General features: G+C 35.0%; 11 protein-coding genes. 4 read left to right on the top strand and 7 right to left on the bottom strand.

Annotated features, from left to right (window positions below):
- Positions 1–73: 73 nt before the first annotated feature.
- From BW929_RS12555 to BW929_RS12545, 3 genes are all read left to right on the top strand, one after another.
- Positions 74–937 carry an ABC transporter permease gene (locus BW929_RS12555; protein WP_084566211.1) on the top strand — a complete coding sequence of 288 codons (864 nt, stop codon included), beginning with the start codon at positions 74–76 and terminating at the stop codon, positions 935–937.
- 85 nt (positions 938–1,022) lie between these two features.
- The gene (locus BW929_RS12550) at positions 1,023–2,108 is read left to right on the top strand and encodes a taurine ABC transporter substrate-binding protein (protein ID WP_076545836.1); all 1,086 of its coding nucleotides are present in this window, start codon (positions 1,023–1,025) and stop codon (positions 2,106–2,108) included.
- A 62-nt stretch (positions 2,109–2,170) separates the two neighbouring features.
- Positions 2,171–2,965 carry an ABC transporter ATP-binding protein gene (locus tag BW929_RS12545; protein WP_076545835.1) on the top strand — a complete coding sequence of 265 codons (795 nt, stop codon included), beginning with the start codon at positions 2,171–2,173 and terminating at the stop codon, positions 2,963–2,965.
- A 94-nt stretch (positions 2,966–3,059) separates the two neighbouring features.
- Here the strand turns inward: BW929_RS12545 and BW929_RS12540 are convergent, their stop codons facing one another.
- Together BW929_RS12540 and BW929_RS12535 are read right to left on the bottom strand one after the other, a co-directional pair.
- On the bottom strand, positions 3,060–3,959 hold the full coding sequence (locus tag BW929_RS12540; protein ID WP_076545834.1) for a rhodanese-like domain-containing protein: 900 nt from the start codon (positions 3,957–3,959) through the stop codon (positions 3,060–3,062).
- 149 nt (positions 3,960–4,108) lie between these two features.
- A complete protein-coding gene (locus tag BW929_RS12535) occupies positions 4,109–5,029 on the bottom strand; it encodes a sulfurtransferase (protein ID WP_076545833.1) in 921 nt (306 codons plus the stop codon).
- A 203-nt stretch (positions 5,030–5,232) separates the two neighbouring features.
- On the opposite strand from BW929_RS12535, the gene BW929_RS12530 reads away from it, so the two are divergent.
- Positions 5,233–6,855 (top strand): ArnT family glycosyltransferase, encoded by a 1,623-nt coding sequence (locus tag BW929_RS12530; RefSeq protein ID WP_076545832.1) that lies wholly within the window; start codon positions 5,233–5,235, stop codon positions 6,853–6,855.
- On the opposite strand, the gene BW929_RS12525 is transcribed toward BW929_RS12530, so the two are convergent.
- From BW929_RS12525 to BW929_RS12505, 5 genes are read right to left on the bottom strand one after another with little or no spacing between them, the layout of a single operon-like run.
- Positions 6,812–7,579 carry an ABC transporter ATP-binding protein gene (locus tag BW929_RS12525; RefSeq protein ID WP_076545831.1) on the bottom strand — a complete coding sequence of 256 codons (768 nt, stop codon included), beginning with the start codon at positions 7,577–7,579 and terminating at the stop codon, positions 6,812–6,814. The genes BW929_RS12530 and BW929_RS12525 overlap by 44 nt on opposite strands.
- Before the next feature lies 1 nt (position 7,580).
- On the bottom strand, positions 7,581–8,345 hold the full coding sequence (locus BW929_RS12520; RefSeq protein ID WP_076545830.1) for an ABC transporter permease: 765 nt from the start codon (positions 8,343–8,345) through the stop codon (positions 7,581–7,583).
- The gene (locus BW929_RS12515) at positions 8,335–9,342 is read right to left on the bottom strand and encodes an ABC transporter substrate-binding protein (protein WP_076545837.1); all 1,008 of its coding nucleotides are present in this window, start codon (positions 9,340–9,342) and stop codon (positions 8,335–8,337) included. Before BW929_RS12515 ends, BW929_RS12520 begins: the two co-directional genes overlap by 11 nt.
- 19 nt (positions 9,343–9,361) lie before the next feature.
- Positions 9,362–10,606, bottom strand: a complete 1,245-nt coding sequence (locus BW929_RS12510; RefSeq protein WP_076545829.1) for an ATP-grasp domain-containing protein — start codon at positions 10,604–10,606, stop codon at positions 9,362–9,364.
- Positions 10,594–11,361: a glycosyltransferase family 2 protein gene (locus tag BW929_RS12505; RefSeq protein WP_076545828.1), complete on the bottom strand. Its 768-nt coding sequence runs from the start codon at positions 11,359–11,361 to the stop codon at positions 10,594–10,596. Before BW929_RS12505 ends, BW929_RS12510 begins: the two co-directional genes overlap by 13 nt.
- Between the last annotated feature and the right edge of the window lies 1 nt (position 11,362).

Genomic DNA, 11,362 nt, shown 5'->3' with positions numbered 1-11,362 from the left:
AATATGATATCTTTGATGATAGTATATAACCATTGTTCAAAATGCTTGTGATAATTATAAGGACGTGTAAATTATGGCTTTAAATAATAAAAAAAGGAGAAATCAGGCTCAAAACTCTACTGATAATACTTCAAGTCAGAATATAAATAGAGAAACAGCTAAAAACAAAAAAACTAAAACTGAAAAAGCACTAACAATTTTGACCTGGGCTGCTATTTTTCTTGTCTGGTATATTATTACCAAACTTGAAATTTTCACCCCAACATTACTGCCCGGTCCACTTAGAGTCTGGAGAGCTTTTTTAAGAATTTTAGATGAGGGTTATAATGGAGTGCCTCTCTGGCTTCATTTAGGTGCCAGTTTTAAACGCTTATTTGTTGCATTATTCTTTGCAATATTTAGTGCGGTTCCACTCGGGCTTTTAAGCGGTTATTTTGATAAAGTAGAAGCAGTGATTGATTCCGTAGTTGAGTTTTATCGACCACTGCCACCACTTGCCTATTATACTCTCTTGGTACTCTGGTTTGGAATAGATGATACTTCTAAGCAGATTCTCTTATTCTTAGCTGCTTTTGCACCGATTTACATTGCCTGTGTTTCTGCAGTTAGAAAGTTGAATCAGGATTTTGTATTAAGTGCCAGATCACTGGGAGCAGCTCAAAAAGATGTTTTTTTCAAAATTGTGCTGCCTGCTTCTCTGCCTGAAATTTTTACTGGAATTAGAACAGCTTTTGGAGTTGCCTACACTACTCTCGTTTCTTCCGAAATGGTTGCTGCGACTTCTGGTATTGGCTGGATGGTTTTAGATGCATCTAATTTTTTGAAAAGTGATGTAATCTTTGTTGGTATAATAGTTATGGGAATCACAGGTGTCATAATTGATGCAGGATTAAGATTCCTGGAAAGAAAGATTATTTTCTGGAAAGGTCATGTCTAATAATGCTTAACTAAAATTCTAAGTTTTTAGATTTAAATTAATGTATATATAAAATGACAGCTATTATAAATTTGGAGGTAAAAAAATGAAAAAGACTTTCTTTAAAAAACTAATTTTACTATTTCTAATAACAGCACTTGCATTAACTTTAACAGCCTGTGGTACTGAACAGTCGAAAAATGGCAGTTCAGAAACAGAAAATGCAGCTGTCCAGGAATCATTACCTAAAGAGATAAATTTGGGGGTTTTGAGAGTTCCAAATGATGAAACTATCGCTCTGGCAGAAGGATTTTTTGACGAATATTTTACTACGCGGGGGATAGAAGTTAATACAAGAGTTTTTGACTCAGGTGTAGAAGCCAATCAGGCTCTTGCTTCTGGAAGTATTGATTTCGCTACCATGGGTAATACCAATGCAATTACTGCTCTGGCCCGCGAACTCAATGTTGAATTAGTCTGGATCCATGAAGTCCTGGGTGAAAATGAAGCTTTAGCAGTCAAAGACGGCTCTGGAATTGAAGATATTGAAGATTTAGTCGGAAAAAGAATCGCAGTCCCCTTTGCTTCTACTGCCCATTATATTCTGTTAAATGTTTTAAAAGAAGCAGGTATTGAAAAAGATGTTCAGCTTTTAGATATGCAGACAGCCGAAATTGTAGCTGCCTGGGAACGAGGAGATGTTCAGGCAGCTTATACCTGGCAGCCGACTCTGGCTCAGCTTTTAGAAAGTGGTACAACTTTAACAGACAGCAGAGAAATGGCTGAAAAAGGTTATATCACAGCCAATGTTGAAGTTGTTCGCAAAAGATTTTCGGAAGAATATCCAGAATTGGTTGCTGATTTTATTTCTGCATTAACTAAAGCCGGAGATATTTATAGAAATGATCCAGAAAAAGCTGCAAAAATTGCTGGAAATGAACTTGGTCTAGAAGCTGAGGTTGCTCTGCACCAGATGCGAGGTACAACCTGGAAAACAAGAGAAGAACTTTTAAGCGGTGAGTTTTTTGGCTCAGTGGAGCAGCCAGGAAACTTTGCCACTGTAATGAAAGATACTTCTGACTTCTTGCAGAATCAGGGTTCAATTGAAGAATCTCCTTCTCAGGAAGCATTCAATGAATATGTTAATTCAGAATATATTAAAATGTCACTGGAAAATGAAGAAAATAATTAATTTAAAATTGATAATCCAATTTAGTAATTAAAAGTGAAGCTAATCAGGAAAGGATATATTTTATGTCTGCTCAAGCAAAAAAAGAGAGCTTAATAAAAATTAAAAATATGAGCCTGGAATATGGTGAAAGCATTAATTCTACTCTTGCCCTTAAAAATATCAACTTAGAAATTAATAAAGGTGAGTTCATCTGTGTTCTGGGCCCTTCCGGCTGTGGTAAGAGTTCCCTACTTAAATGCATTGCTGGCTATGTAAAACCAAGTTCTGGCCAGGTTTTAATGCAGGGAGAAGAAGTTGATGAACCTGACTGGCATCGGGGGGTTGTTTTTCAATCTCCTACCCTTTATCCCTGGATGACAGTTAATGAAAATGTGGAATTTGGACCTAAAATGCGAAATCTGCCAAAGGCTAAAATTAAAGAAATTCGTGAATATTTTTTAGATGAAGTTAATTTAAGTGGATTTGGTGATAATTACACTTTTGAATTGTCTGGAGGAATGAAACAGAGGGTAGCTATTGCCAGGGTGCTGGCCAATTATCCTCAGGTTGTTCTAATGGATGAACCCTTTGGAGCCTTAGACGCTTTGACCAGAGAAAATATGCAGAATTTAATCCGTAATATCTGGGAAGAAAACAACACCACAATCTTTTTTATTACCCATGATGTAGATGAGGCCCTGTTACTAGCCAATAGAGTCGTTGTAATGTCCAAACAGCCAGGAGAAATTATAAAGATCTTTGATCTTGATTTTACAAATCAGATATTGGCAAAAGGAACTAAGGAAGTAATTTATAATGATGATTATTTTAAAATTAAAAATGAAATTATGGATATTATTCACAGTCAAATTGATTGACTTTTAATTTATTTAACTTTAAAAAGGAGCCCAGAAGGGCTCCTTTTTAATATAACTCTAAGTTTTTACTTTTATTCTAACTAATTCAATAACTTTACTGAACTACTTCATAACCCTTATTTGACCATCCATAAGGCTCATTAGCTGGAGTACCCATACCACCATTAAGTGATACAGCATCATAACCTAACATTCTTAATCCAGCCACTGTCTGCCCTGCAGTCTGACCTGTGTAGCAGTAAACAACTAATTTTTTATCCTGTGGAAGCTGTCCAAAATACTGTTCCATCCCAGCACCCCAGGGAATATTAACTGCACCTTTAATATGTCCTTCAGCAAAGGCACCTGGCTGTCTGATTGAAACTACCATCATATCTGCATCAGAATCAATAGCCATTTTTAACATATCTTCAGAAATTTTATAGTTTTTATACATTGAATCTTTAACATCTGCCAGTCCAGCATAATAATCCACAATTGCTTTTTCTATATCTGCATTTATTTCATAATCTGCTGTTCCAGCCAGTTCATTTGCTTTTGTTTCTACTGCATCCTGGTAACCATCAACTTTAGTAATTCCTAAATTCCAGCCAAATCTAACTGACTTAGCATCAAAACCAGCAAAGTTTAAAAGAGCAACTGTCTGATTTGCAGTCTGAGCAGTATAACAATAAACATAAATAGTTTCATCTCCAGGAAGTTTATCTAGAGCAGCCGGAATTGCTTCAGGTCCCCAGGGGACATTTACCGCACCTTTAACATGACCTTCATTGTAAACATCAGGCTGTCTAATATCTAAAATAAAAAGATCTTCTCCAGACTTAACTTTCTCTACAAAAGCTTTCTCTCCGATCATACTATTATCTTCTGGAAGATTTGCAAAATAACCATTTACAGCATCTTCTACTGTATCTGATACCGCAAAAGCTGAACTAGAAACTACCACTAAAGCCATCATAATTATTGCCACTGATAATAAAATTCTTCTTTTCATTCTTATTCCTCCTAATTTTTTGGTAAAAAATGAATCTAACTAAATTGTGAAAACACAATACATTAAAATATATTTCACAAACTTTATTAAATAAAAGTTCTTAACTTAGTGTCAAGAACTTCTATTATTAACTTTTAACTTTCTATTTTTTAAGAACCATCCTGAGCGCTTGGCTCTGCAGGAGCTCCACTGAGCATTCCTTTTGGAGTAGAACTATCTGAAGACCACTCTATCCAGGCACCATCGTAAAGTTTGAGATCTCTATAACCAGCATTATGTAGTGCTAAAAAACTCTGAGCAGCTCTAATTGAAGTCTGACAGTACATTATGACCTCTTTATCTGGTGTTATATCATTATCTGGATAATATCTTTGAATATAACTTGGTGGATAAAATTCTCCATTATCCTTATTATTTTCAACATAATTAATATGAATAGCTCCAGGAATTACACCCTCACTAACCTCATCTGCTGTTCTAACATCTAAAATAACAATATCATCTTCTGGATTATTAACCTGTTCAAGAATTTCTTCCTTAGTAGCAATTAGCTCCTCATTCTTTTCAGCTGCTTTATATTCTACGGCTTCAGCCTCATAGTCACCAGAAACAAATTCTGCTCCAGCTTCTTCTAAAGCATTTAAACCTCCACTAATTACTTTCATATTAGCAGTGTCATGACCATAGACCAGCATTGTCCACCACAGGCGAGCTGCGTCCATATTATTGTTATTATCATAAATAATTACCTTTGTCTGATTGGAAATACCATTCTCTCCTAAAGAAGATTCTACTTTAGAAGCATCTGCCAGCATATTTGGATAAGGACCAAAAGTAGTTATATCATTTCTGGCAATATTTACTGCACCTTCAAAGTGCTGGTCTTCAAAATCACCAGACTTTTGAGTATCAACTACAACTACATCTTCTTTCTCAATCATCTTTAAGGCTTCATCTGCTGTAATTATATCCTGACCCACTTCACCGGGAACAGAAATATCTGCTTCACAGCCTGTGAGAATAATCGCAAAAGCTAATAAAATAAATAATATCTTTGCTGTTTTTTTCATTTTTCCACCTCCAAATTTATATTGTTAAAATTGGAACAATCTCTATTAATATTATAAGACATATTAAGCACTTATGGTTATAACATTTGCTAATAGTATATTCAATTATCAAATGAAACAGCTTTTTCTGAGAATATTTTAAATTGAAAGATTGATTGTGGTATAATAATAACAATCAAAAAATCTTAATTGGGAGCATTAATATGAATACATTTCCAAAAAATATTTTAAATAAAATTAAAAGCTGGCATTTAATATTAATATATTTAATTATAAATTTATTCTTTCTAAATAATTTTCCCTTTATTCATTCAGATGAGGCTTGGTTAAGTGGACTTTCACGTCAGATAATGCAGACAAATAATCCAGCTGCCACTGAAGCTTTCTTTGATCTGCTGCCTCGAAGTCCTCATACAATTAAAATCCTCTTTCATTTTTTACAAATTATCTTTATTAAAATTATGGCTTACCAAATTTTCACTTTTCGTCTGATCTCACTGCTGGCGGGCAGTCTGAGTCTTTTTTTCTTTTATAAGATTTCCATTTTAATCACTGACTCCAAAAATTTAAGTCTGGTGGCTTTAATTATTCTGAGCCTGGATATTCATTTTATTTATAGTTCTCATTTAGCCCGGCAGGAAATTATTTTAGTTTTAATATTTTTAGCTGCCTTTTACTACTATTTAAAAAAAATTGAATATAATCAAGAAATTTATGGCGCCTCTAAAAAAGAATATTCAATCAAAAAAGATATCTACCTGGGTCTTATTCTAGGCTCAAGTATTGGTTTTCATCCAAATGCTTTTATCATTTCACTGCCTTTAATTATGATTTACAGCTGGAAGCTAATTTTTAGTAGAGAAACTAAATTCAAAAATTATCTCAGCTTTGGCAGCACTCTGGCTATCATAGCTTTCTTTTTTGTTTATTTAAGTTTTCAGTTTGATCCCAATTTCATAAGCCATTACAGCAGCTATGGAGCCCAGCTTGGGGTGTTTGATTCTATGCTGCTTAAATTAGAAAACTTCAAGGATTTTTATCTAAAATTATTTTATCAGATAAGCGGTACCTATTATATTCCGCCAATTAAATTTCAGCTGCTCTTTTTTGCAGCTACAGCTCTGCTTTCTCTAATCAAACTTTTTCTTAAAAAAGATGATTTAAATTTATATTTATTTATAAGTCTAACAGCTATTAATCTGGGCTATTTAATCATTGGCAGATACAATCAGACTTCAATTATCTTTATTTTTCCACTTGGCTATCTTTTATTTATTAACCTGATTAAAAATATAAATTTTAAGTTTAAACTTAAGGAAATCTTGATCCTGCTTTTAATAAGCTTTTTAGGCCTGAACAGCATCTTCACCATAATTAAGGACAGCCATTATAATTACCAGGACTATCTTAATCAAATTGCAGAGGTAGTTCCCCAGGATAGCAGGGTACTGGCAAATTTAAATACTGACTATTATTTTGAAAATGAGAGTCTCTTTGATTATAGAAATCTGGCTTATCTCGAAGAAAATAATCTTTCCTTTGCTAATTATATAAAGAAAAATCAAATTAAATATATAATCTACCCGGAAGAAATGGACTATATCTATAATAGCCGACCTAGCTGGAATATTCTCTACGGCAATCTCTATCCCTATTATGAAGAAATGCAGAAATTTATAGCTCAGAGAACTGTTCTAATTAAAGAATTCACCAATTCTACTTATCCAATGAGAATTGTTAGTAAAACCGGAGCCAAAAACTGGTCAGTTAAAATTTATAAGGTTAACTATGCAGCTGAGACTGGAGTTCTTCAAATAGATGATTAAAATTTCTGCTGCTTCGTTTACGGAGATAAGGTAGCTTATTTTCAACAATATTAATTATTTGACCCGGCTCATTTTTCATCACAACGATTCTTTGGGAAAGGAAAACTGCCTCCCTGATATCATGGGTCACAAAAATAATAGTTCTATTTTCTTCCTGCCAGAGCTGAACTAAAAGCTGTTGCAGCTCCTGACGGGTCTGACTGTCCACACTACCGAAAGGCTCATCCATCAACATGATTTCAGCTTCTGCTGCCAGAGTTCTGGCAAGTGCAACTCTCTGCTTCATCCCCCCGGAAAGCTGGTGGGGATAATAATTCTGATAGTCTCTTAGTTTAACCTGCTTAAGATATTTCAAAGCCCTTTCTTTAATTTGAACTGAGCTGAGTTTCAATTTCTTATTTTTAGCTGCCTGCTTAACGGCAAACTCAACATTATTTATTACTTTTTGCCAGGGAAAAAGCTGCTCAAAATCCTGAAAAAGCATTAACCTATCCATGCCCGCTTCTTTGATGGCCTTTCCTTTTTTTAAAAGTTTACCCCCATCGGTTTTGCTAAAGCCGGCAATTATTTTAAGTAAAGTTGATTTACCACAGCCTGAAGGACCTAAGATCGTCAAAAATTCATTTTCTCTAATTTTTAAATTGATATCTGCTAAAACAATCTTTTTTTCCTTTTCAGTCTCAAAACTCTTATTAATATTTTTTAGTTCTAAATAGGAGCTCATTTTAAGCCCCCCATTTCTTAACTGTTTTATTTTCTAACTTTGCAAAAATAAAATCTTCAACTACTATCCCAATCATAATAATTACAATGATTCCAGCAAAGACCCCGGGTAAATCAAAGAAAACACGCCTCTGAAAAATATACCAGCCAAGTCCGCCCAGACTATTAATTGCCCCAAAAAGCATTTCAGCACTGATTAAAGCCCGCCAGGATCTGGCCCAGGCAATTTTTAGGCCGGAAATAAAATAAGGGAGAGAAGCAGGTATCAAAATTTTATACATAAATTCAAATTTATTTAAACGATAATTTTTAGCAATCAGAGTATAGATATCTGGAATAGAATTAAAACCTGTACTCAAATTTAAGCTTAGAGGCCATAAAACTGAATGAATTATTACAATTAAAATTGCCATTCTGCCAGAGCCAAACCAGATCAAAATTAAGGGCATCAATGCAATCCCCGGCAGCGGATGAGCAAGAGCAGTAAGAGTATCGATCAGGCCAGCTGCAGTACTGGAAAAGTAAGCTGTCAGGGCAAAAAGCAAAGCCATAATAGTAGCCAGAAATAGTCCTTGAGCGATCACTGAAAGTGAAAAAGCTATCTGTTTAATTAAAGTTCCATCCTGCAGAGATTTAAATAAAACAATTGAAATTTGATCAAGGCCGGGAAAAATTAGCTCAGAAAAAATACCACTAACTGCAGTCAACTGCCAGATAAAAGCCAACAAAATCCCCCAGAAAAATCTCTGTTTATATTTACTCTTCATTTTGGGAGGCTCCCTCCTCCGATATAGCTTTCTCTCCAGCTAAATTTTCTTCAAAAACCAGCTCAGAATACTGATAACTATTCTTTTCTAAATAGGATTCTGCAGCCATAAAATCAATAAACTTATCCAGACCCTTGATTTTAGAAGTGAATTTCATCCCCGACCAGCTTAAATAATCCCTCATTTCACTCGGCTCAAGATTATAATTATCAGCCAGAATTTCAGCTGCCTCATCCGGTTTCTGATCTATAAATTCTATTGCTTTTCCTAAAGCCTCCAAAAAATTGGAGTAATTTTGAGGCTGCTCTCCATAAAACTGCTCAGTGCTAACACCGACAATAAAGGTGAAATCACCACCAAAGGCTTCTCGGCCACTTAAAATCTTTTTAATACCCTCTTCTCTACTTTCTAAAAAGAGATAGGGAGGTGAAGCAAAATGAGCACTTACTTCTCTACCAGCGAGCAGAGCGTTCATCGCATCAGGATGGCTCATTGTTAAAAGCTGTTCATCAAATCTATCCACCTCTCCAAATTCACGCTCAGCTGCCATCGACAGTAAAATATGCTGAATACTTCCTGGCTGAGGAAGTGCAATTTTGCTATCAGTTTTAAAATCAGCCAGACTATTAATATCTTCCCTATTTGTCATTAAACCCAGAGGACTCTCCGAAAGCCCGGAAATTATTTTCCACCCCATTCCCTTATCTCTGGCAATTAAAAATGGTGGTATAGCCATAAAAGCTATATCAACCTCTCCGGCCAGCATTGATTCTCTAATAGAAGTAGTATTGCTCAGCTGCTTCCATTCGACCTCTAAATCAGGATCAGCAGCTTTCAAAAAATTAAGTTCCTTGATTAACTGGACCGGGGCATAGGCCAGTCCATACTGCTCAGCAATAGTAATTTTCTGCTGACTAGCCTCTTCATTATTTACACAGCCGCTGATTAATAATAAAACTGAAAGAAAAATTATAATAATAGTTATATATTTTTTCATACTTACACTCCCGATTTCTTTAAAAATTTTCTCCAATTTCTCTGTATACAAGATTTTCTCCGTTCTGATCAATAATTTTTAATTTATCATATACAGCAGTTACCCGCTCTTCTAATTCTACTCTATTACCAGCAAGAACAATAAAATATCCGGCTCTGGCTGTTGCATTTTCTATATCCGGAATCCGGTCTCCAATCTGATAATTAAAGCCAGCTTTTAAAACTCCTTCTAAATCCAGAAGTTCAAATTCATCAGTGATATCTTCAATTTTACCAGGGCCAGCAAAGAAGAGTTGAGAAGATAAATATTTGTGATTGCTCTGAAGTGAGTAATTCTGCAGAGTTTTCTGCTTCAAGGGCAGGCCGGCTGACAGCCTGACCATCATTTCTAAAATATCAACCCCTGTTAGTTCCGGCATGAAATCCCCCTCATAGGCCCCACCTATTCTGCAGGCTATTTCGTTAACCTTCAGCCCCTCTTCTCCAATTAGAAATTGAAAATAGAGCGGTCCATTTTTGATTTCAAATTCACTCACAATTTTTTTGCTTATATTTTGAATTTCAAAAAAATAATCTTTTAAATGCTTTGAAGGAAAAAGATGAGAAGAGCAGATTCCAATATGAATACCTGCTTCAAATCTCAGCCGATCTGTAACAGTTAAAAGCTTAGCTTCTCCATTTAAAACCCAGCCACTAACTGTTATTTCATCTGATTTATAATATTCTTCAACTAAAATTTTATCTTCTCTGGAATAAGAAAGAACTTCGTTAAATTTTTCTCTAATTTGGGCAGCAGTATCTAGTTTAAAAACCCCACGCTGTCCCTGACTATCCAGGGGTTTAACAACAAAAGGCCTCCTGAAGTTATTCAAACTTTTGACTGAAAAATCAGCTGCTAAAATTTTATATTTAACCGTTGGAATTGCTGCTTTTTTAAATTTCTTTTTCATGACCCTTTTGTTGGTTACAGCCTCAGCTGTCTCTGCTGACAGGTACTGTTTTAAATTCAGGTTTTCAGCCACCCGGGCAGCAGTATAAACTGGCTGGTCTGTTCCAGCGGTTAATACACCATCTACTTCAAATTTTTTTGCTGTTTTAAGATTGGCCTCAAAATCAAAAGTACTGCTTTCAGAACTGAAATCGGCAAATTTTTTGCCGGGAGCATCCTGATAATAATCTGAGACAACAACTTCATGTCCAAGTTCCTTTGCCTTTTTAATTAAACTTAGCTGGGCACTGCCTCCACCAAGAATTAATAGCCGCATCTTGATTCCACTTCCTCTTTAAAAGTACTTTCTCTAATTAGATACTGTTCTTTTTCTGAACGAAAATATTTTAAAAATGAAAGCTCCCCATAATAAATAAAGAGCTTTAAAAATAATTTTAATAACTTTAAAAAGTTATAGTTTGACTCACCATATTTGCGCTGTTTCTGATCAGTATATATATTTGCAATCTCAGGCTTCTCTTTTAAGATAATCGCTGAAAGATAAATAAAAGATTTTTTAGTGCCTTTAATTTTACTCAGGATTTCTCTGCTAATTATTCTATAACTGCTGACTCTAAGCTCATCCTTTTTGGGGGTGATCAGATTAAAGAGCCAGTTGGTCAGTCTGGAGCCCATTCTTCTGTAAAAACTATGTGCTCTCATTTTCGGAATTGCATATACTACATCATAACCCTCTTTAATCTTCTGCAGCAGAGAAGCAATATCAGCAGGCTGATGCTGTAGGTCATCATCCATGGTAATTATATAGTCTCCAACTGCATAATTGAAACCACAAAAAATTGCATTCTGCTGGCCAAAATTTTCTTGCAGACGAATCCCCTTAACTCTGCTGTCCTGGTGATTCAGCTTTATAATTTCTTGATAACTCTGATCTGAGCTGTTGTCATCAACCAATATTAATTCAAATCTAAAATTATTGGCAGCAGCAACTTTTTTCACAGCCTGGTAGAGTTCTCCCAGAGAATTTTGACTATTATAGACCGGTACAACGATAGAAACGAAATCAGTCATA

Origin of the sequence: Halanaerobium kushneri (assembly GCF_900156285.1) — a bacterium.
Lineage (GTDB): Bacteria > Bacillota > Halanaerobiia > Halanaerobiales > Halanaerobiaceae > Halanaerobium > Halanaerobium kushneri.
The sequence above is the reverse complement of the archived record's forward strand: the minus strand, read 5'-3'. Positions and strand labels throughout refer to the sequence as shown.

Excerpts from the sequence above, each read along its gene's own strand:
- BW929_RS12515 (WP_076545837.1), bottom strand. The coding sequence starts at position 9,342 with ATGAAAAAATATATAACTATTATTATAATTTTTCTTTCAGTTTTATTA.
- BW929_RS12555 (WP_084566211.1), top strand. The coding sequence starts at position 74 with ATGGCTTTAAATAATAAAAAAAGGAGAAATCAGGCTCAAAACTCTACT.
- BW929_RS12540 (WP_076545834.1), bottom strand. The coding sequence starts at position 3,959 with ATGAAAAGAAGAATTTTATTATCAGTGGCAATAATTATGATGGCTTTA.
- BW929_RS12535 (WP_076545833.1), bottom strand. The coding sequence starts at position 5,029 with ATGAAAAAAACAGCAAAGATATTATTTATTTTATTAGCTTTTGCGATT.
- BW929_RS12520 (WP_076545830.1), bottom strand. The coding sequence starts at position 8,345 with ATGAAGAGTAAATATAAACAGAGATTTTTCTGGGGGATTTTGTTGGCT.
- BW929_RS12550 (WP_076545836.1), top strand. The coding sequence starts at position 1,023 with ATGAAAAAGACTTTCTTTAAAAAACTAATTTTACTATTTCTAATAACA.
- BW929_RS12530 (WP_076545832.1), top strand. The coding sequence starts at position 5,233 with ATGAATACATTTCCAAAAAATATTTTAAATAAAATTAAAAGCTGGCAT.
- BW929_RS12505 (WP_076545828.1), bottom strand. The coding sequence starts at position 11,361 with ATGACTGATTTCGTTTCTATCGTTGTACCGGTCTATAATAGTCAAAAT.
- BW929_RS12545 (WP_076545835.1), top strand. The coding sequence starts at position 2,171 with ATGTCTGCTCAAGCAAAAAAAGAGAGCTTAATAAAAATTAAAAATATG.
- BW929_RS12510 (WP_076545829.1), bottom strand. The coding sequence starts at position 10,606 with ATGCGGCTATTAATTCTTGGTGGAGGCAGTGCCCAGCTAAGTTTAATT.
- BW929_RS12525 (WP_076545831.1), bottom strand. The coding sequence starts at position 7,579 with ATGAGCTCCTATTTAGAACTAAAAAATATTAATAAGAGTTTTGAGACT.